Source organism: Extensimonas soli (genome assembly GCF_029211265.1).
GTDB lineage: Bacteria > Pseudomonadota > Gammaproteobacteria > Burkholderiales > Burkholderiaceae_C > Extensimonas > Extensimonas soli.
Window position 1 is genome coordinate 97,174 of sequence record NZ_JARGEL010000013.1, and the last position, 20,813, is coordinate 117,986.

General features: G+C 61.4%; 17 protein-coding genes. 3 read left to right on the forward strand and 14 right to left on the reverse strand.

The window, feature by feature from the left end:
• Nucleotides 1-25 precede the first annotated feature (25 nt).
• Nucleotides 26-499, forward strand: coding sequence for a copper chaperone PCu(A)C (locus PYV55_RS04610; RefSeq protein ID WP_275849517.1), 474 nt, complete (start codon nucleotides 26-28; stop codon nucleotides 497-499).
• A gap of 110 nt (nucleotides 500-609) precedes the next feature.
• The gene (locus PYV55_RS04615; protein WP_275849518.1) at nucleotides 610-1,461 is read left to right on the forward strand and encodes a PhaM family polyhydroxyalkanoate granule multifunctional regulatory protein; all 852 of its coding nucleotides are present in this window, start codon (nucleotides 610-612) and stop codon (nucleotides 1,459-1,461) included.
• Between the two features lie 52 nt (nucleotides 1,462-1,513).
• On the opposite strand, the gene PYV55_RS04620 is transcribed toward PYV55_RS04615, so the two are convergent.
• From PYV55_RS04620 to PYV55_RS04655, 8 genes are all read right to left on the reverse strand, one after another.
• Nucleotides 1,514-2,512, reverse strand: a complete 999-nt coding sequence (locus PYV55_RS04620) for a tripartite tricarboxylate transporter substrate-binding protein (RefSeq protein ID WP_275849519.1) — start codon at nucleotides 2,510-2,512, stop codon at nucleotides 1,514-1,516.
• A gap of 80 nt (nucleotides 2,513-2,592) precedes the next feature.
• Nucleotides 2,593-3,840, reverse strand: coding sequence for a phenylacetate--CoA ligase family protein (locus PYV55_RS04625; RefSeq protein ID WP_275849520.1), 1,248 nt, complete (start codon nucleotides 3,838-3,840; stop codon nucleotides 2,593-2,595).
• Nucleotides 3,841-3,922: 82 nt separating this feature from the next.
• On the reverse strand, nucleotides 3,923-4,732 hold the full coding sequence (locus PYV55_RS04630; protein ID WP_275849521.1) for an ABC transporter ATP-binding protein: 810 nt from the start codon (nucleotides 4,730-4,732) through the stop codon (nucleotides 3,923-3,925).
• Between the two features lie 61 nt (nucleotides 4,733-4,793).
• Nucleotides 4,794-6,134 carry an ABC transporter substrate-binding protein gene (locus PYV55_RS04635; protein WP_275849522.1) on the reverse strand — a complete coding sequence of 447 codons (1,341 nt, stop codon included), beginning with the start codon at nucleotides 6,132-6,134 and terminating at the stop codon, nucleotides 4,794-4,796.
• A gap of 66 nt (nucleotides 6,135-6,200) precedes the next feature.
• Nucleotides 6,201-7,277: a branched-chain amino acid ABC transporter permease gene (locus PYV55_RS04640; protein WP_275849523.1), complete on the reverse strand. Its 1,077-nt coding sequence runs from the start codon at nucleotides 7,275-7,277 to the stop codon at nucleotides 6,201-6,203.
• 100 nt (nucleotides 7,278-7,377) lie between these two features.
• Nucleotides 7,378-8,307, reverse strand: coding sequence for a branched-chain amino acid ABC transporter permease (locus PYV55_RS04645; RefSeq protein WP_275849524.1), 930 nt, complete (start codon nucleotides 8,305-8,307; stop codon nucleotides 7,378-7,380).
• Nucleotides 8,308-8,322: 15 nt separating this feature from the next.
• Nucleotides 8,323-9,108 (reverse strand): ABC transporter ATP-binding protein, encoded by a 786-nt coding sequence (locus PYV55_RS04650; protein ID WP_275849525.1) that lies wholly within the window; start codon nucleotides 9,106-9,108, stop codon nucleotides 8,323-8,325.
• A gap of 37 nt (nucleotides 9,109-9,145) precedes the next feature.
• On the reverse strand, nucleotides 9,146-11,092 hold the full coding sequence (locus PYV55_RS04655; RefSeq protein WP_275849526.1) for an AMP-dependent synthetase/ligase: 1,947 nt from the start codon (nucleotides 11,090-11,092) through the stop codon (nucleotides 9,146-9,148).
• Between the two features lie 357 nt (nucleotides 11,093-11,449).
• Between PYV55_RS04655 and PYV55_RS04660 the strand changes: the two genes are divergently transcribed.
• Nucleotides 11,450-12,166, forward strand: a complete 717-nt coding sequence (locus PYV55_RS04660; RefSeq protein WP_275849871.1) for a Crp/Fnr family transcriptional regulator — start codon at nucleotides 11,450-11,452, stop codon at nucleotides 12,164-12,166.
• Between the two features lie 38 nt (nucleotides 12,167-12,204).
• Here PYV55_RS04660 and PYV55_RS04665 read toward each other — a convergent pair whose 3' ends face one another.
• The 6 genes from PYV55_RS04665 to PYV55_RS04690 are packed head-to-tail and all read right to left on the reverse strand — an operon-like array spanning nucleotide 12,205 to nucleotide 20,429.
• Nucleotides 12,205-15,303 (reverse strand): HsdR family type I site-specific deoxyribonuclease, encoded by a 3,099-nt coding sequence (locus PYV55_RS04665; protein WP_275849527.1) that lies wholly within the window; start codon nucleotides 15,301-15,303, stop codon nucleotides 12,205-12,207.
• Entirely contained in the window at nucleotides 15,296-16,333 is a 1,038-nt protein-coding gene (locus PYV55_RS04670) for a virulence RhuM family protein (RefSeq protein WP_275849528.1), read from the reverse strand. Before PYV55_RS04670 ends, PYV55_RS04665 begins: the two co-directional genes overlap by 8 nt.
• A gap of 10 nt (nucleotides 16,334-16,343) precedes the next feature.
• Complete coding sequence (locus PYV55_RS04675; protein ID WP_275849529.1) at nucleotides 16,344-17,600, reverse strand: restriction endonuclease subunit S; 1,257 nt, start codon at nucleotides 17,598-17,600, stop codon at nucleotides 16,344-16,346.
• Nucleotides 17,597-18,637 (reverse strand): PDDEXK nuclease domain-containing protein, encoded by a 1,041-nt coding sequence (locus tag PYV55_RS04680; RefSeq protein WP_275849530.1) that lies wholly within the window; start codon nucleotides 18,635-18,637, stop codon nucleotides 17,597-17,599. Before PYV55_RS04680 ends, PYV55_RS04675 begins: the two co-directional genes overlap by 4 nt.
• Entirely contained in the window at nucleotides 18,634-20,220 is a 1,587-nt protein-coding gene (locus PYV55_RS04685) for a type I restriction-modification system subunit M (protein WP_275849531.1), read from the reverse strand. Before PYV55_RS04685 ends, PYV55_RS04680 begins: the two co-directional genes overlap by 4 nt.
• Entirely contained in the window at nucleotides 20,217-20,429 is a 213-nt protein-coding gene (locus PYV55_RS04690; RefSeq protein ID WP_275849872.1) for a helix-turn-helix domain-containing protein, read from the reverse strand. The genes PYV55_RS04685 and PYV55_RS04690 overlap by 4 nt, the downstream gene beginning before the upstream one ends.
• Nucleotides 20,430-20,813 lie beyond the last annotated feature (384 nt).

Below are 20,813 nucleotides of genomic sequence, written 5' to 3' on the forward strand. Positions count from 1 at the left end.
TCGTTATCGCAAAGGAGAGTCCTTCATGAAATTTCATGGTATTGCCGCATCTTTCGCCTTGGCTGGCACTTTTCTTGTCGCACCGGCCATGGCGCAAACTGCCGCGGCGCCGGTGAGCGTGGAAAACGCCTGGGTGCGTGCTCCGGTGGCGGGGCAAAAAGCGACCGGTGCGTTCATGCGCATCACGGCCAAGACCGATCAGCGGCTGGTGCGCGCTGATTCGCCCGTGGCGGGCGTGACCGAAGTGCACGAGATGGCCATGGATGGCAATGTGATGCGCATGCGTGCCATCCCGGCGCTGGATGTTCCTGCGGGCAAGCCTGTGGAGCTTAAGCCTGGCAGTTACCATGTGATGTTGATGGACTTGAAAGCGCCGCTGGAAAAAGGCACGAATGTTCCCTTGACCCTGGTGTTCCAGGACCCCAAGGGCGTGCAGAGTGAGCTGCAGTTGCAAGTGCCTGTGACCGACCAGCCGCCGGCTGCCAAGATGCGCCACTGAACGCGGAACATTTGCGCGGAGGTTTTCAGGCGCGGCGTTTGGCCGGCGCAGTGGCGCGTGGAGAGGGCCTGTGGCCCGGCAATGCACAATCTTCGGATGGAGGAGCGAACATGAACAATGCACCTCAGTGGAGCTTCAGCGCCATGGTGCCGGGTTTCGATTTTTTGCAGAACCTGGTGAAGGGCGCGTCGGGTGGTATGGGGCAAATGCCGCACCTGGCGAGTTGGGTGGCGCCGACCATCGATGTGCAGGAGTTGCAAAAGCGCATAGACGATCTCAAGGCGGTGCAGTTCTGGCTCGAGCAGAACGGGCGCGCGCTGGCGGCCACAGTCCAGGCGCTCGAGGTGCAAAAAATGACCCTGAGCGCGCTGCAGGGCATGAACGTGGGTTTTGCGGACATGGTGCAAAACTTTCAGCCGACAAAGTCTGCCCCTGCCAGCGCGCCCGCCACGCCGGCCAAAGAGCCTGAGCCTGCGAAGGCGACCAAAGCGGTGTCGGGAGCGGACAAGCAAGATGCGCCGAGGGCTGAGGCACAGACGGCGCAGGCGGCCAGCATGCTCGACCCCATGCAGTGGTGGGGGGCGCTGACCCAGCAGTTTCAGCACATCGCGACGCAGGCGCTGCAAGAGATGGCCGCGCCCGCAGCCCAAGGAGCGCCGGCCGCAGTTCAGGAGGCGCTCCAATCTGCCGCGGGTGCTGCGAGCCAGGTGGGTCAAATGGCGGCGCAAAGTTGGCAGGGCATGCAGGAAGCCGCGCAAAAAATGGCGCAGGCCGCAGCGGGGCAAAAGTCGCCTCCTGCTGCGGGCGAAAATGCGGCCGCAAGCCGCAAGTCCGCGACAGCGAAGGGTGCGGCGCGCAAGGCTGCCGCATCGGCTCCGGCTGCAGCACCGGCGCGCCGCACTGCCAGCAAAAAGGCGTCGGCGCCAGCGCGCAAGTCTGCCGCGGGCAAGAGCGCGCGCTGAGACCGACGCGCTCTGCGGCCGGCGTTCACGCGCCTTCTACCTTCTCATCCTCTCAGTCTGCGTAGCTGCCCGCGGCCTTGATGATGGCGCCCCACTTGTCGATTTCGGCGAGCACGAACTTCTTGTGCCCGGCTGGATCGACGCGGCCGTCGGTCACGATGACGGCGCCCAGGCCTTCCTGTTTTTTCACGAATTCCGGGTCTTTGAGCGCCTGTTTGAGCGCGTCGTTGAGCTTTTTCTGCACGCCTGCGGGCGTGCCCTTGGGCGCGTACAGGCCGTGCCAGATCGTGACCTGGAAGTTTTTCAGGCCCGATTCGTCGAGCGTCGGCAGGTCTTTGAGCGCCGGGGTCTGCAGGCGCTTGAGGGTGGTGACGGCATAGGCCTTGACCTTTTTCGCCTCGATCTGGCCCGTGGTGTTGGTGGTCTGGTCGCACAGCAGGTCGATCTGGCCGCCGATCAGGTCGGTCATGGCCGGGGCCGTGCCTTTGTAGGGCACGGGGGTCATTTCGACCTTGATCGTGGACTGGTACAGCAGGCCGCACAGGTGCGAGGCCGAGCCCAGGCCGGCGTGGCCGAGGTTGATATTGCCTTTGTTCTGCGCGATCCAGGTGGTGAGCTCTTTGTAGTTGTTCGGCGGCAGCGAGGGGCGGCCGATCAGAGTCATGGGCACGTCGTTGACCAGGCCGAGGAACTCGAAATCGCTGGGCACGCTGAACGGCAGCTTGCGGTACATGCTCGGCATGGTGGCCATGCTGATGTGGTTGAGCAGCAGGGTGTAGCCATCGGGCGCGGCGCGTGCCACGCGCGCCGTGCCTATGGTGCTGCCGGCGCCCGCGGTGTTGTCCACCACCACGCTCACGTCGCCCAGGGGTTTGCGCAGGGCTTCGGCGAGGTCGCGCGCGACGCGGTCCGTGGGGCCGCCGGCGGCGTAGGGCACGACGATGGTGATGGTCTTGTTCTTGGCCGGGAAGTCTTCGGCATGTGCGCCAGCGGGGACGAGGGCAGCCGCGAGGGCGAGGGCCGGCAGGGTGTGTTGCAGCAGTTTGCGCATGATTCCTCCATCAAAATGGGCTTTTGCGCCCATGGGTAGAGCGTAGGCAGCTATGAAAAGTAGCGTTTTCTGCGATGCATTTAGCGGTAACTGCGTGCATCTTCGATGACGATGCCGTCGTTGGGCAGCGAGCCCGGCGGCAGCATTTCGACTTCGCAGCGCAGCTTGGTCACTTCGCGCATGGTTTCGCTGAGCAGCTGCGCGAGGCCGGCGGCGGTTTCGCGCGTTTCCACCTTGAGCACCATCTGGTCGTTGCCCATTTCGCCGCTGACCACGAGGCGCGCGCGCAGCACTTGCGGGAAGCGGCGCACCACGTCGGCCACCTGGCCGGGGTGCACGAACATGCCGCGCACCTTGGTGGTCTGATCGGCGCGCCCGAGCCAGCCGCGGATGCGCGTGTTGGTGCGGCCCGTGGGACAGGTGCCGGGCAGGATGGCGGAAAGGTCGCCGGTGCCGAAGCGGATCAGCGGGTACGCGGGGTTGAAGGTGGTGACCACGAGCTCGCCGACTTCGCCCTCGGGCAGCGGCTCGCCCGTGCCGGGGCGCACGATTTCGACGAGCACGCCTTCGTCGAGCACCAGCCCCTCGCGGGCGCTGGTTTCGTAGGCGATCAGGCCCAGGTCGGCCGTGGCGTAACACTGGTAGGCCGCGATACCGCGCGCCGTGAGCCAGTCGCGCAGCGAGGGCGGGAAGGCCTCGCCCGAGACCAGCGCCTTGCGCATGCTGGGCAGCGGCACCCGCATTTCGGCGGCTTTTTCGAGGATGATTTTGAGAAAGCTCGGCGTGCCTACGTAGCCTGCGGGGCGCAGTTCGGCCATGGCCTGCACCTGCTGTTCGGTCTGGCCCGTGCCGCCCGCGAACACGGTGCAGCCGAGCGCGTGCGCGCCGCTTTCCATCATGGCGCCGGCGGGTACGAAGTGGTAGCTGAAGCAGTTGTGGATCAGCTCCCCGGCGCGAAAGCCCGCGGCGTAGAGCGCACGCGCGGTGCGCCACTGGTCGCGCGCCGTGCCTTCGGACTCGTAGATGGGGCCGGGGCTTGCGAATACGCGCGGCATGTCCGGGCCGAAGCGCAGCGCGCTGAAGCCGCCAAACGGGTCTAGAACTCGCTGCGCTTTTTGGCGTTCGAGCAGCTCGTGCTTGCGCGTGACGGGCAGCTTGGCGAGTGCGGCGCGGCTGGTGACCTGGGCCGGATCGACGTGCGCGAGGAAATCGGCGAAGGCCGGCGCGGCGGCGCGTGCGTGTGCGATCTGCGCGGGCAGCGCGGCGAGCAGGGCTGCCTCGCGTGCGGCGGGGTCGCGGGTTTCGAGGGCGTCGAAGAATTCGGTCATGGCTTTTGCTATTTAAAAGAAAGCTGCTTGCGCCGATCCAGCAAGCGCTAGTGGCCAAAGATGCTCTGAATTGAACGAGGCTTCAGGCGAGCCAGCGCTTGCGCCGTCGGTAGCTCTTGACGTCCTTGAAGCTCTTGCGCTCGCTGCCGCCCATGCCAAGGTAGAACTCCTTGACGTCCTCATTATTCGCCAAGTCGCTGGCGGGGCCGTCCATGACCACGCGCCCGCTCTCCATGATGTAGCCGTAATCGGCGTACTGCAGCGCCATGTGGGTGTTTTGCTCGGCCAGCAGGAAGGTGACTTTTTCTTTCTCGTTGAGATCTTTGACGATGTGGAACACCTCTTCGACGATCTGCGGCGCGAGGCCCATCGAGGGCTCGTCGAGCAGCATCACGCTGGGCTGGGTCATGAGGGCTCGGCCGATCGCGCACATCTGCTGCTCGCCGCCCGAGGTGTAGGCGGCCTGCGAGTGGCGGCGCGTCCTGAGGCGCGGGAAGTAGGTGTAGACCTTTTCGAGGTTGGCCGCGATCTCGCCCTTGTCTTTGCGCGTGTAGGCGCCGGTGAGCAGGTTCTCCTCGATCGTGAGGTGCGCGAAGCAGTGCCGGCCCTCCATGACCTGCACCACGCCGCGCTGCACGAGTTCGGCGGGCGAGAGGTTTTCGATGCGCTCGCCGCGCAGCGTAATCGCGCCTTTGGTGACCTCGCCGCGCTCGCCCTGCAGCAGGTTGGAGATCGCGCGCAGCGTGGTGGTCTTGCCCGCGCCGTTGCCACCCAGCAGCGCGACGATGCCGCCTTCGGGCACGCTGAGCGACACGCCCTTGAGCACGAGGATCACGTGGTTGTAGATGACCTCGATGCCGTTGACGTTGAGGACGATGTTTTGAGGATCCATGGTGTGCTCTTGAGGGGTTCCCGGCGCCAGGGCTGCGTTGTGCAGCCCTGGCGCGGGCTTGTCAGGATTGGCAATCGGCAGCGGTGCGGCGCGTGATCTTTTTCTCGGCCGCGTACTTGTCGGCCACGCTCTTGACCAGCGGCTTGAGGATTTGCTCGTCGGCCTGCAGCCAGTCGCTCGAGAACTGCCACTTGCTGCCGTCCCAGGTGTGGATGCGCGCCCAGTTGCCGCCCATGTGATCCTGGCAGCTCGTGGAGACGGGCTTGAGCACGCCCTTGAAGCCCAGCGCGTCGAGCTTGGCCTGCGTGAGGTTGAGGTTTTCGAGGCCCCAGCGTGCCTGCTCGGAGCTGATGACCTTGCCCTTGCCGAAGCGCTCCTGCGCGGCGCGCACGGCCTCGACGGCGTACATGGCGCTGACCACGCCGCGCATGTACATCACCTGCCCGACTTCTTCCTTGGGCCCCGTGCCCTGGCCCTTGGCGTGGACCTTGTCGAGGATTTCTTTGACCACGGCGGAGCCGGGCTCGGCGCCATGCTGCATTGCAGCGGCGTTGTAGCCCTTGGCGCCCATGCCTACGTCCTTCACGTCGGGCTCGGCGCCCGACCACCAGGCGCCGTACATTTTTTCGCGCGGGTAGCCCGTGGCCTGCGCCTCTTTGAGCGAGGTGGAATTCATGATGCCGTAGCCCCACAGCAGCACGTAGTCGGGGCGCTGCTGGCGGATCTGCAGCCAGGTGGATTTTTGCTCCACGCCGGGCGCCGTGACGGGCAGCGCGTTGAACTGAAAGCCCAGCATCGCGGCGCGCTCGGTCAGCAGCGGGATGGGCTCCTTGCCGTAGGGGCTGTCGAGATAGACGAGCGTGATCTTTTTGCCTTTGAGCTTGTCGAGGCCGCCTTCCTTCTTGCCGATCTGCTGCAGCAGCACGTCGGCCGCGACCCAGTAGGTGCCGCCGATGGGGAAGTTCCACTTGAACACGCCGCCGTCCTGCGACTCGCTGCGGCCGTAGCCCACGGTGAGCAGCGGGATTTTGTCGATGGGGGCCTTTTCGGTGAGCGCGAAGGTGATGCCCGTGGCCAGCGGCTGGATCATCGTGGCGCCGCCGTTTTTGCCCTTGAGCCGCTCGTAGCACTCCACGCCGCGGTCGGTGGCGTAGGCGGTTTCACACTCTTCGACCAGCACCTTCACGCCGTTGATGCCGCCGCGTGCGTTGGTCAGTTTCATGTAGTCGGCATAGCCGTTGGCCCAGGGGATGCCGTTGGGCGCGTAGGGGCCGGTGCGATAGACCAGCGCGGGCAGGTATTGCTCCTTGGCCTGCTGGGCCAGGGCGGCCGGTGCCAGCAGGGCCGCGGAAAGGGCCGCGCCGAGGGCGGACGCGGAAAGGACGAGGTTGCGCAGCTTCATCACGAGGTCTCCTTGGTAAAAATCGGTCAGCAAAAATTCGTCAGCACGAACGAGGGTTTGTAAAAGTCAGTGCGGGAAGGGCCACAGGCGCATTTTTTGCCGGCCAATGCTCCAAAGCTTGGCCAGGCCGTGCGGCTCCACGATCAGGAACCACACGATGAGCACGCCGAACACCATGGATTCGGTGTGGGCCAGCAGCGCCGTCGATACCTCGGCGCCAAACAGCGCGCCGAGCACGGGCAGAAAGCGGCTCAGAAAGATGGGCAGCACGACGATGAAGGCCGCGCCGAAGAAGCTCCCCATGATAGAGCCCAGGCCGCCGATGATGACCATGAACAGCAGCTGGAACGAGCGCTCGACGGAAAAGGCCGCGGGCTCCCACGAGCCCAGGTGCACGAAGGCCCAGAGCGCACCCGCCACGCCGATGATGAAGCTGCTCACGGCAAAGGCGCTGAGCTTGGCGTACATGGGGCGGATGCCGATCACCGCAGCGGCCACATCCATGTCGCGGATGGCCATCCACTCGCGCCCGATCGCGCCGCGCACCAGGTTTTTTGCGAGCAGCGCGAACAGCGCGAGCAGGGCCAGGCAGAAAAGGTACTTTTGCAGCGGCGTGGCGATGGGCCAGCCGAAGATTTGCAGGTTGGCCACCGACACCGAGCCCGAGGGGCTGTTGCCGGTGAACCATGGGATGCGCAAAAAAGCCCAGTCGCAGAAAAACTGCGCCGCGAGCGTCGCCACGGCCAGGTACAGGCCCTTGACGCGCAGGCTGGGCACGCCGAACACCATGCCCACGAGCGTGGCAAAAAAACCGCCCGCGAGCAGCGCCACGAGCAGCGGCATGCCGTCGATGCGCACGAAGCAGTTGTAGGCCATGTACGCGCCCACGGCCATGAAGGCGCCCGAGCCCATGGAAATCTGCCCGCAGTAGCCCACGAGGATGTTCACCCCGAGCGCCGCGAGCGCGAGGATCAGGAAAGGGATCAGGATCGCGCGCAGCAGGTACTCGTCGGCCAGCAGCGGCACGCCCACGAAGGCAAACGCCAGCAACGCCACGATGGCCCAGCGGTCTTGCGCCACGGGGAGGATCTGCTGGTCGGCCTGGTAGCTGGTCTTGAACTGGCCGTTCTCGCGGTAAAACATGGGTCAGCCTTTGGAAATAAGAGTCAAAATGGCCGTTTGTGCAGGTGTATCAAGCGCTGGCAGCTATTGAATTTGAAGTTCATCGGGCGCGAGCGAGAAATCAGACGCGATCGATGATTTTTTCCCCAAACAACCCCTGCGGGCGGAACAGCAGATACACCAGCGCGAGCACGTAGGCAAACCAGATTTCGATGCCGCCGCCGACGAAGGGGCCGAGATAGACCTCGGAGAGCTTTTCGCCCACGCCGATGATGAGCCCGCCGATGATCGCGCCGGGCACCGAGGTCAGGCCGCCGAGGATGATCACCGGCAGCGCGCGCAGCGCCACGGTGGCGAGCGAAAACTGCACGCCCAGCTTGCTGCCCCAGATCACCCCGGCCACCAGCGCCGTGATGCCCGCGACGCACCAGACGATGACCCAGATGCGCGCGAGCGGAATGCCAATCGACTGCGCGGCCTGGTGGTCGTCGGCCACGGCGCGCAGCGCGCGGCCGGTGCTGGTCTTCTGGAAAAACAGCGACAGCAGCGACACCAGCAGTGCCGCGACCACGGTGGCGATCAGGTCTTCCTGGTTCACCATGATGCCGCCAGGGAAGGTGTTTTCGAACAGCAGCAGCGGGTCTTTGGGCATGCCCACGTCGATTGGGTAGATGTCGCTGCCAAACAGCGTCTGCCCCAGGCCGTCGAGAAAGTAGGTGATGCCCAGCGTGGCCATGAGCAGCGTCACGCCCTCCTGGTTCACGAGGTGGCGCAGCACCAGGCGCTCCACCGCCCAGGCGAGCACGAACATGCAGGCCGCGGCCAGCGCGAAGGCGATGGCGTTGGCGAGGAGCTTGCTTTGCAGCCCGAGCCAGTGCGGCACCCACTCGGAAAAGCGCGCCATCGCGAGCGCGGCGAACAGCACCATCGCGCCCTGCGCGAAGTTGAACACGCCGCTGGCCTTGAAGATCAGCACGAAGCCCAGCGCCACGAGCGAATACAGCATGCCGGCCATGAGGCCGCCGAACAGGGTTTCAAGAAAAAATCCCATGTGATTGGTCTCCCATCAGTGCCCGGTGCCAAGGTAGGCACGTATCACTTCTTCGCTCTGGCGCACCTCGTCGGGCGTGCCGTCGCCGATCTTTTTGCCGTAGTCGAGCACCACCACGCGGTCGGAGATGTCCATCACCACGCCCATGTCGTGCTCGATGAGCACGATGGTGGTGCCGAATTCGTCGTTCACGTCGAGGATGAAGCGGCACATGTCCTGCTTTTCCTCGACGTTCATGCCGGCCATGGGCTCGTCGAGCAGCAGCACCTGCGGCTCCATGGCAAGCGCGCGCCCCAAATCCACGCGCTTTTGCAGGCCGTAGGGCAGCTGGCCCACGGGCGTCTTGCGGTGCGCCTGGATTTCGAGGAAGTCGATGATGCGCTCGACGAATGCGCGGTGCTGCACTTCTTCGCGCGCCGCCGGGCCTATGCGCAAAGCCTGCAGGAACAGGTTGCTCTTGATTTTGAGGTTGCGCCCGGCCATGAGGTTGTCGATCACGCTCATGCCCTTGAACAGCGCCAGGTTCTGAAAGGTGCGCGCCACGCCCATCTCGGCCACCTGGCGGCTGTTCATGTGGCTGAAAGTCTGGCCGCGGAAGGTGATCGAGCCTTCGGAGGGCGTATAGACGCCGTTGATGCAGTTGAGCATCGACGACTTGCCCGCGCCGTTGGGGCCGATGATGGCGCGGATTTCGTGCTCGCGCACGTTGAAACTGATGTCGGTGAGCGCGTTCACGCCGCCAAAGCGCAGGCTGATGTTGCGCACGTCGAGGATGACTTCGCCGATCTTCTTTTTGCTCATGGGGCTTCCTGGACTTGGGCAGGGCATGTGGGCAAGCTCAGGCCGCGGCCTGCACGGGGGCGAAGGTCTTGGCGTCCACAATCTTGAGCGTGGCGCTGACGCTGCCCGTGCGGCCGTCCTCGAACTTGACCTGCGTCTCGATGAATTGCTCGGCCCGGCCGCCGTACAGCGCATCGACGAGCACGCGGTATTTGTCGGCGATGAAGCCGCGGCGCACCTTGTTCGTGCGCGTGAGCTCGCCGTCGTCGGCGTCGAGCTCCTTGTGCAGCACCAGAAAGCGGCTGATCTGGCTGCCCGCGAGCAGCTGGTCTTCAGCGAGGTCGGCGTTGACCTTTTCCACGCAGTCCTGGATCAGCGCATACACCTCGGGCTTTTGCGCGAGGTCGGTGTAGCCCGCGTAGGGCAGGTTGCGGCGCTCGGCCCAGTTGCCCACGGCGTCGAAGTCGATGTTGATCATGGCGCAGACCTTGTCGCGCCCGTCGCCCAGCGCCACGGCCTCCTTGATGTAGGGGAAGAACTTGAGCTTGTTCTCCACGTACTTGGGCGCAAACATGGCGCCGTCGTGCGCGCCGCCGCGCAGGCGCCCCACGTCCTTCACGCGGTCGATGATCTTGAGGTGGCCGTGCGCGTCGATGAAGCCCGCGTCGCTCGTGTGATACCAGCCGTCGGGTGTGAGCACCTCGGCCGTGGCCTGCGGGTTTTTGTAGTATTCCTTGAGCAGGCCGGGCGACTGGACGAGGACTTCGCCATCGTCGGCCACGCGGATCTGCACGCCGTGCACGGGCACGCCCACGGTGTCGGCGCGCGCTTCGTGGTCGGGCTGCAGACACACGAACACCGCGGTTTCGGTCGAGCCGTAGAGCTGCTTGAGGTTGATGCCTATGGCGCGGTAAAAGTTGAACAGGTCGGGCCCGATGGCCTCGCCCGCGGTGTAGGCCACGCGCACGCGCGAAAAGCCCAGGTTGTTGCGCAGCGGCCCATAAACCAGCAGGTTGCCGAGCGCGTACTGCAGCCGCGCGAGCAGCCCCACGGGCTGCCCGTCCATGAGCGCGGGGCCCACGCGGCGCGCCACGTTCATGCAGGCGTCGAACATCTTGCGCTTGAGGGCACTGGCGTCTTCCATGCGGATCATCACGCTGGTGAGCATGCCCTCGAAGACGCGCGGCGGCGCGAAGTAGTACGTAGGCCCGACTTCCTTGAGGTCTATGGACACGGTGCTGGCCGACTCCGGGCAGTTCACCACGTAGCCGCACGCGAGCCACTGCGCGTAGCTGAAGATGTTTTGCCCGATCCAGGCCGGCGGCAGGTAGGCCAGCACCTCTTCGGCGTTGCCCAGGCGGTCGAATTCGGCGCCGGCCCGCGCGCGGTCGAGCAGCGCGGCGTAGGTGTGCACCACGCCTTTGGGGTTGCCCGTGGTGCCCGAGGTGAAGAACATCGCCGCCACGTCCTCGGGCCGGCCTTGCGCCACCACGGTGCGAAACCACTCGGGCTGCTGCGCTACGAACGCCTGGCCCGCGGCCATCAGGGCGGCAAGCGGCTGCAGGCCCAGCGCATCGTAGTTGCGCAGGCCGCGCGGGTCGTCGTAGTAAAGCTGCGCGATCGTGGGGCACTGCGCGCGGATTTCGAGCAGCTTGTCCACTTGCTCCTGGTTTTCGAGCACGCAAAAGCGCACTTCGGCGTTGTTGAGCGGAAACACGCATTCGGCCGCGACCGCGTCCTGGTACAGCGGCACCGGAATCGCCCCCAGCGCCTGCGCCGCGAGCATCGCCGCATACAGGCGCGGGCGGTTGTCGCCGATCACGACCAGATGCTCGTGGCGCTGCAGCCCGGCCTGGTGCAGCCCTGCGGCGAGGTGTTCGACCTGCTGCGCGAACTCGGCCCAGCTGGTGGTCTGCCAGATGCCGTATTCCTTCTCGCGCATGGCCGCGGCCTGGGGGCGCTCGGCCGCGTGGCGCAGCAGCAGTTGGGGAAAGGTGGTGAGCATGCAGCTTCCTGAAAATTCCAGAAGTCGGGCCGGCGCATGGCAGACCCGCCTTGTAACGGTGTGCGCATGCTAGGGCAAGCTTTGACGTCATATTGTCTTTGTGACGACAATCTAAGGGAAATCACTGAGAGGGGCGCTGCTTTGCGCGCCCTAGCAGCCTGTCGGACTTTGGGCGTCGATAGCGAGAATGGGCCCCAGCGAGGCCAGTTTTTGCCGGATTCGCCGCCCCATAGTGGTGCTATGGGGCAAGAAGACGGTAAAAAATGGGCCGCTGCGGCGCATTCGCAGCCGACGATTCCAAAGTCCGACAGGCTGCTAGCGCTCCTGGAGCTCCTGGAAAACCCGTTTCAGTCCACCATGCCCCCCGATCCTTCCCTGCACCAGCGCCGCCGCCCGCTCACCGAGGCGGAGCTGCACACCATCCCCTGGCTCGCCCGGATCGAGCCCGGCGAGCGCGCGCGTGCCGCCGCGGCGCTGCGCGTGGTGCAGGCGCGCGCGGGCGACCACGTGTGCCGCGTCGGCCGGCCTGCGACCTACTGGTTCGGCGTGCTCTCGGGCCTGCTCAAGATGAGCAGCGACACGCCGCAGGGCCAGACCATGACCTTCACCGGCCTGCCGCCGGGCGGCTGGTTCGGCGAGGGCACGGCGATCAAGCGCGAGCCCTACCGCTACAACGTGCAGGCGCTGCGCACCAGCCTGGTCGCGGGCCTGCCGGTCGATACCTTCCACTGGCTGCTCGACCATTCGATAGGCTTCAACCGCTTCGTCATGAACCAGCTCAACGAGCGCCTGGGCCAGTTCATCGCCGCGCGCGAGATCGACCGCATCAGCAACCCCGAACTGCGCCTGGCGCGCAGCCTCGCCATTTTGTTCAACCCCGTGCTCTACCCCGGCGTGGGCGAGGTGCTGCGCACCACGCAGCAGGAGCTCGCCTACCTCGTCGGCCTGTCGCGCCAGCGCGTCAACGAGGCGCTCGCCACGCTGCAGGCGCAGGGCGTGATCCGCGTCGAATACGGCGGCGTGCGCGTGCTCGACCTGGAGGCGCTGCGCAGCGGGGCGCTGGGCGGGCATTGAGCGGGCGGCGAGTAGGAGATAGGCTGGGTTCAAGCCTCTCAAACCTGCCCGCCCACACCTTTGAACTTCTCCACAAAAGCCGCGATTTTCTGGAACACGCTTTGCTTTTTGGTCAGGTATTGCGGATGCAGCGGACTCATCTTGGGCAGAACGGCATTGAGCTCGGTGCCACTGTCACTGGCAAATTCCCGCTTGAGCGAGGTGCTGATGTAGCGCCTGGCGGCCTCTGCATTCAGGTTCTCGGCGGTGATCAACGCTTGCGCTTCGCGCTGTTGTTCTGCCTGGGCAAAGGTAAAAAAGGCCTCGATCACACTGGCCTTGTCGCCCAGCGGGTCCAGATCGGTCTGATGGATGAAGTCCACCAGCAAGCTCTCTTTGGCGCGGTTGCCCAGGCTGGCGCGAATCACGCGGCGCACCTCATTCACAAGGTCTGACTTGCTCTTGATCTTCCTGTGGCGCTCGAAGAGCAGCTCCAGGATGTAATCCAGATTGATTTCCTGTGACTTGAGCAGATCCACCTCAAACACCACGTCGTCCCAGTCGATGGTGGACTTGTCCTTCTGGGCGGATGATTTTTCCTGGCGCAGCCAGTCGCGCACATCGTTGTAGGTGGAGCGGTAATCCTGGATTTTTCGCTCCGCGGGGAGCGTGATGGCTTGCAGTGCGGTCACGTCCTCATCGGTCAGATAGTGCTTGGCCTTGAAAGCATCCATCGCCGCCGGGTCGTTCACGTCCACGCCTTGCAATTCTTTCAGGCTGGCGAACTCGTCATAGTTTTGCAGCACGTTCTCGATGCGCAAATACTCGCCAAACAGTTTGGCAAAGGCCTTTTTGTCTGCCTCCTTTTCAATGGCGGCGGGGTTAGGGAAGCGTGCTTCCAGTTCCTTCACCACCTCCACAAAACCCCGCCGCGCCTCACCGGTGGCCGCATCGGTAAAGCCTTCCATGTACTCCTTGTAGCTTTTCTCCAGCACCACATTCTTGGTGTTCTTGTCACCGAACAGAGTGATGGCGGCTATGGTTGCCTGCTCCAGATCGCGGAAGGTGACGATGTTGCCGAAGGTTTTGGTGGCGTCAAAAATGCGGTTGGTGCGCGAGTAGGCCTGCATCAGACCGTGGTAGCGCAGGTTCTTGTCCACAAACAGCGTGTTCAGCGTGGGCGCATCAAAGCCCGTCAGAAACATGCCCACCACGATCAGCAGGTCGATGTGCTGGGCTTTGACCTGCTTGGCCAGATCACGGTAGTAGTTCTGAAAGCCATTGCTGTCCACGCTGAAATTGGTTTTGAACAGCGCGTTGTAATCCGCAATGGCCGCGCTCAAGAACTCCTTGGCGCTGCTGTTCATGGCAGACACATCAAAACTTTCGTCCTGAATATCGCCGATGGCATCCTGCTCCTCGTTGGCAGCAAACGAGAAAATGGTGGCCACTTTCAGGGGCTTGTCGCTGTCCTTCTGCAATGCCTTAAAAGACTCGTAATACAACTTGGCAGCATCCACGCTGCTGACTGCAAACATCGCGTTGAAGCCCTTGTTGCCCGCGTGCAGGCGGTGGGTTTTCTGCCGGAAGTTGTTCAGGATGTATTGGGTGATCTCGCGGATGCGGTCGGGGTGCAGCAGGGCTTGCTTGTTTTCTGCCGCGCTCAGCTTCTTCTCGTCTTGTTCGGTTTCGATGGCCTTGAACTGCGGGCGCACATCGTTGTAATCCACCTTGAACTTCAGCACCTTTTCGTCACGAATGGCATCGGTAATCACATACGAATGCAGCTCGCGCCCAAACACGCTGGCCGTGGTTTCTGCGCCCAAGGCGTTTTCCGGGAAGATCGGCGTGCCGGTAAAGCCAAACTGACAGAACTTTTTGAACCTCTTTTGCAGATTCTTCTGTGCCTCGCCAAACTGGCTGCGGTGGCACTCATCAAAAATGAAGACCACCTGCTTGCCGTAAATCGGCAAGTCCGCCTCGCTCTTCATCAGATTGTTGAGCTTCTGGATGGTGGTGACGACGATCTTGTTGTCGTCCTTCTCCAGATTGCGCTTCAGGCCCGCTGTGCTGTCCGAGCCGTTCACGCTGTCCGGTGAAAAGCGCTGGTATTCCTTCATGGTCTGGTAGTCCAGATCCTTGCGGTCCACCACGAAAAACACCTTGTCGATGAATTCCATTTCGGTAGCAAGCCGCGCCGCCTTGAAGCTGGTCAGGGTCTTGCCTGAGCCGGTGGTGTGCCAGATGAAGCCGCCGCTTTCCGTATTGCTCCAGTTTTTTGCCTGATGGCTGCTGTTGATCTTCCACAGAATGCGCTCCGTGGCTGCAATCTGGTAGGGGCGCATGACCAGCAGCGTGTTGCTGGCATCAAACACCGCGTAGTGCAGCAGCACATTGAGCAGGGTGTGCTTCTGGAAGAAGGTGGCCGTGAAGTCCTTCAGGTCTTTGATCAGGCTGTTGTCCGCCTTCGCCCAGTTCATGGTGAAGTCGAAGCTGTTTTTGTCGCGCTGCGTGGTGTTGGCAAAGTAACGGCTGTCGGTGCCATTGGAGATGACGAACAGCTGCAAATACTTGAACAAGGAATGCGCGCTGTTGAAGCTCTCTTTGCTGTAGCGGTGCACCTGGTTAAAGGCTTCACGAATCGCCACCCCGCGCTTTTTCAATTCCACCTGCACCAGCGGCAGGCCATTGACCAAAATCGTCACGTCATAGCGATTGGCGTGGCTGCCGGTCTGCTCAAACTGCTGGATCACCTGCACCTTGTTGCGCGCGATGTTCTTCTTGTCCAGCAGGTAGATATTCTGAATGCGCCCGTCGTCGAAGACAAAGTCGTGGATATAGTCGTCGTGAATCTTGCGGGTTTTCTCGACAATGCCGTCGCTGGGCTTGTCCAGCCAGGTTTCGACAAAGCGCAGCCATTCTCCGTCGGCAAACTGCACGTTGTTGAGCGCCTGCAGCTGCACGCGCACATTGGCCAGCAAGGCTTCGGGCGTGTTCAGGCCGGGCAGGTATTCATAACCCTGGTTTTTCAAATCCTGAATAAGCTCGCGCTCCAGGTCGTATTCGCTCTGGTAGCTTTCTGCAACTTTCCACTCCTGGGTGTATTGATCGAGAACGATAAAGTTCTTCGACTCGGCAATGGTCTTGTAGTCACTCATTCTTGTCCGCTCCCTTTTGCAGCAGCTTCTTCACTTCCCGGTCAAAATCAGACTCAATGCGTTGCTGTTTGTTGAACTTTTCATATTCAGCGAAAGCTTTTTGTTCCGCCTGTTGGCGGGTTACCTTGCCGTAGCCTTCCAGAATCCGGTATTCATTGAAGGCCAGGAATTTGTTGACGCTCTCGGCAAAGCTCTCCATCGTGAAGGTGTTTCGCCGCTCGATGATGCCCTCGATGTAATCGAAAAAAGCGGTCACTGCCCGCTCCAATTTCCGTATTTCATCTTCGCTCAAATAATTTTTCGCCACCAGCGAATCGGATTTCAACACCCGGCCATCCGGTGCGTTTTTATAAGTGCTCATGCCCATCAGGGGCTTGCTGGCGTCGGCCTTCAGCGAAATGATCTCGGCTGCCGTGTGGCCCGTAATCGCAAAATGAAACTTGTCCTGCACATGGGCGTAAAACAGGCGCGCGGTTTCGGACTTCGGGTCGTAATCGATACTGCACTCGGCAAAAATATCCGTAATCTGCTGGTAAATGCGCCGCTCACTGGCGCGGATGGAGCGCACCCGCTCCAGCAGCTCACGAAAGTAGTCTTTTCCAAAGAAACGGCCGTTTTTCAGGCGCTCATCATCCATGGCAAAGCCTTTGATGATGTATTCCTTGATCAACTGGGTGGACCAAATGCGGAACTGGGTGGCCTGCGCTGAGTTCACCCGGTAACCGACCGAAATCACGGCATCCAGGTTGTAATACTCCAGCTTGCGTGCAACCTGACGCCCTCCCTCCTGTTGAACTGTTTCCAAAATGGAAAGAGTTGCCTCGCGCTGCAATTCACCTGATTCATAAATGTTTTCAAGGTGCTTGGAAATGGTCGGAATGCCCACGCCAAACAGCTCGGCCATGCGTTTCTGGGTAAGCCACAGGGTTTCACCACTCAGCAGCACCTCCACCTTGATCGCGCCATTGGGTGCGGTGTAGAGCAGGAATTCGGTAGTTTGGTCGCGTAGCGTGAGATGGTGCTTGGACATGGCAGCATCCTTATGTGGCAGTGGACGCGGTGACTTCCGGCTTGGGGAAGCTCAGCAGCAGATCGCGGTAATACGCGTATTGCTTCTGGCGCAGCTCGATTTCACGCGGCAAGCCTTCGCTGATGGAAAATGCTAGCGCTTCGAGCTTGTCAAGAATCGAAACGATACGTTTTTGCTTATCAAGAGACTTAGCTGGAGACTCCGGGTAAGGGATGGGGACAGGGATTTTCTCAACCTGATGACTCATCAGTTTTGGGTTGCCCATACCTGAGTAAACATACTTTTGCGCTTCAATTGATAGCCAGTAGTACAAGAACTTATAGTTCAACTTCGATTCATCGTTTATTTTTATCAGGCCACACACATTGGTAATGGAAAACTTTCCCGTCCGATGAAAAACGGTTCCGGCATTGGCGCCATCAGTCGTCCAGCTAATGAATTCCCCATCGAAATCAAACGTTTCAATTTTTCCAATCATGCCGTTATTGGCGGTTTGTGAGCTGAATACTGGAAAGGGGCCTGCATTCTCCGCAAGATAGCCTTTCGACATAACGCGGCCACGCCTCAAGGTTACCACTTCCGCTAGCGTCTTCCATTCCACTTCACCTTCTTCAAAACTCAACAACTGGTCGCGATAGTAGTTGTATTGTTTCTTGCGGGCGGTCAGCTCGGCGGTCAGCTCGGCGGTCAGCTCGGCGGTCAGCTCGGTGAAGGTGTCCAGTATGCGGACGATTTCGGCCTGGATTTCAAGCGATTTTTTGGGGTTTTCTGGGCAGGGGATGGGGATTGAGATTTTCGCCATATCTGTGGCAGACACATCAACCACTTTTGCACCCTTTGCATATTTTCTTTTTTCAGACGCAAATTCGTTTGTTTGAGTGAAATATGCGAAGTATTTCCCCAGCAGAAGCTCTCCGGGTTTCAATATTGTTGCATGCCCACCCGTGACTGCTTGCGGTTCGCCAAGATAAACCAGCGCCTTGCCTACATCTTCAAGGTTTTCACTTGTGTTTGTGATTACGACATCGCCCTTGTTTACCTTCTTAAGTTGCCTAGCCAGCTCAGGTGAAACAAAGGATTTTGTTTCAGTCGTGGACAGGCCGTAATAGGTATATATCTGGCCGTAGTGGATGGCGGGCACACCTGCTTCAGTGAAGTCTTTCTTTTGCAAGCCGTTGCCACGAACCAGTTCGCCAAGGGTCCCCAGCGCCCGCCACTCCACATCAACGCCATCCAACAGCTTTTCCAAAAAACGCGCGCCGCTCATGCCTCACCCCCTTCCAGCTCTCGCTCAATTTGTTCAATGCTGGGCAGGCTGGTTTGCAGTTCAGCAGGCAGCGATTCCAGCAATTTGTATTCGGCAATGCCCATGGGCTGGGTTGTGTCGCCCAAGGCATATTCGGCCACCACCTTGTTTTTGCTTTTGCACAGCAGCAAGCCAATGGTGGGCTTGTCGTGCTCGGTTTTCACTTGGCGGTCCACGGCGGTGAGGTAAAAGCCCAATTGCCCCAAATGCTCGGGTTTGAACTTGCCCGCCTTGAGCTCAATCACCACATAGCAGCGCAGTTTGAGGTGATAGAAAAGCAGGTCGATGAAGAATTCATCGCCGCCCACATCCAGCAGCACCTGCCGCCCCACAAAGGCAAAGCCCGCGCCCAGCTCCAGCAAAAATTCGGTGACGTGCTTGACGAGGGCATGTTCCACTTCGCGCTCTTGCGCCTCGTTGGTCAGCCCCAAAAAGTCAAAGCGGTACGGGTCTTTGATGGATTCCAGCGCCAGGTCTGACTGGGGTTTGGGCAGGCTGGCTGCAAAGTTGGTCACGGCGGTGCCGCTGCGTTCGTGCAAGCGGGTTTCGATGTGCATGGCCAGCACGTTGCGCGACCAGTTGTGCTCGATGGCTTTGGCGGCGTACCAGCAGCGCTCTGCTTGCGTTTTCAGCTTTGATAGCAGTACCAAGTTATGCCCCCAAGGCAATTGTCCAACAGCCTGTTGGACAATTTCGGCATCAGGCCACGCTTGGGCAAACGCACGCATATACATCAGGTTGGCACGCGAAAAACCTTTCATGTCAGGGAAGGCAGTGTGCAGATCGTGCGCCAGCCGTTCAATGACCTTGGCACCCCAGCCTTGTTGGGACTGCCGCGCCAGAATGTCGCGGCCCATCTGCCAGTACAGCAGCACCAGTTCGCGGTTGACTGCCAGCGTGGCGCGTTGTTGGGCGTTGTGAATGCGTGTTTTCAGTTCGGCCAGCCAGTCGGCGTAGCCGGCAGGTGTGGGCGTGAGGGTGATGGGCTGGTCGTTCATGCCTCCAACCCCTCGCTCTCGCTTTCGTCCACTCCCTCGCTGTCGCCCTCGATCTCGGCCACGATGGCATCGATGTCTTTGCGCAGCTGGTCGATTTTGGCGACGGTGGTTTTCAGCTCGGCATTGAGCTTTGCAATGTCCACCACTTCGCGGGTGTCTTTGGCCTCGACGTAGCTGCTGACCGACAGGTTGTAGTCGTTGGCGGCAATGCGGTCATGGCTGACCGAGCGGGCAAAGTGATCGACATTGGCCTTGCTGTCGAACACGGCCATGATTTGCTCGATGTGCGTGTCCAGCAGCACGTTGTTGTTGGTTTCTTTTTTGAACAGGCCACTGGCATCGATGAACTGGGTGGTGGTGTCTTTTTTGTTTTTGGCCAGCACCAGAATATTCACGGCGATGGTGGTGCCGTAAAACAGGTTGGGCGCGAGCGCAATCACGCTTTCTACATAGTTGTTGTCCACCAGGTACTGGCGGATTTTCTGCTCGGCCCCGCCCCGGTAAAAAATGCCGGGGAAGCAGACGATGGCGGCGCGGCCTTTGCTGGAAAGGTAGCTGAGCGCATGCAGCACAAAGGCAAAGTCGGCCTTGGATTTGGGAGCCAGCACGCCCGCCGGGGCAAAGCGTTCGTCGTTGATCAGGGTGGGGTCGTCGCTGCCCACCCACCTTACCGAGTACGGCGGGTTGGAGACGATGGCGTCAAACGGCTTGTCGTAGCCAAAGTGCGGGTCGATCAGGGTGTCGCCCAGCTGGATGTTGAACTTGTCGTAGTTCACGTTGTGCAAGAACATGTTCATCCGCGCCAGGTTGTAGGTGGTGTGGTTGATTTCTTGCCCGAAGAAGCCTTCTTCGATGGTGTGCGCGTCAAAGTGTTTTTTGGCCTGCAGCAGCAGCGAGCCCGAGCCGCAGGCGGGGTCGTAAATCTTGTTGACGCTGGTTTGCTGGTGCATGGCCAGCTGGGCGATCAGCTTGGACACATGCTGCGGCGTGAAGAATTCGCCGCCCGATTTGCCTGCATTGGCAGCGTAGTTGGAGATCAGGAACTCGTAAGCGTCGCCAAACAGGTCGATATGGCTGGCATCGAAGTCGCCAAAGTCCAGTTCTGCCACGCCCTTGAGCACGGCGGCCAGGCGGGTGTTTTTGTCTTTGACGGTGTTGCCCAGGCGGTTGCTGGTGGTGTCAAAGTCGGCAAACAGGCCTTTGATGTCGTGCTCGGAGGGGTAGCCGTTGGCGGAGGCTTCAATGGCGGCAAAGATGCTGGCCAGATCGGTATTCAGGCGCTCGTTGGTGTTGGCTTGGGCCGCAATGTTGACGAACAGCTGGCTGGGGTACAGAAAAAAGCCCTTGGTTTTGATGGCGTCGTCTTTGATTTCGGGGGTGATGACAATGTCGTTCAGCTTGGCGTAATCGATGCTGTCGTCGCCGCCTTCGATGTAGGCCGCAAAGTTTTCGCTGATGAAGCGGTAAAACAGGGTGCCGAGCACGTATTGCTTGAAGTCCCAGCCATCGACGGCCCCGCGCACATCGTTGGCGATTTGCCAGATTCGGCGTTGCAGTTCGGCGCGTTGTTGAATGCTGGTCATGGTTGGTTCCTTGTTGAATCGGTCATTTTGTCTTCATCCGCGCCGCCCGCGCGCACCCAGTCATCCACCTCGGAAAGCTGGAATTTCCACAGCCGCCCCACCCGGTGCGCGGGCAGCCCCTTGCGCTCGCGCCAGCGGTAAACGCTGTCCTTGGCCACGCCCAGGTGCTGGGCGACATCCACGGCGGTAACCCACGGTTCGGTAGTCATGGCATTGGCGCTCCGGTGGTGCAGTTCAAAGTCGATGAAGATCGTTGAAAGTCTATACTGCCCAAACATTCCCCGACCCCAAGCCTGCGGCTGCGCGTTGCAGCACGCCGTGCCGAGGCATGCGTAATTCCACCCGATACCTTGCGCAGCGGGGCTCGGAGCAAGGTGCTGACCGCGCTGCGGCAGCGCGGCTGGGTTGGGCCTGTCGACGATGGCCACCGGCTGGCAGCCGCACACCGTGCGCGCGAAGCGGGCCGGCGCGGGACAATACGCTGCATGCCGTCCTCCACCTCCTCATCCTCACGCCCCACTTCGTTGTCACCTGCAGCTTCGGCCCCGCGTGCCGGTGCAGCGCCCGCGGCGCAGCCGCCCGCAGCGGCTGCG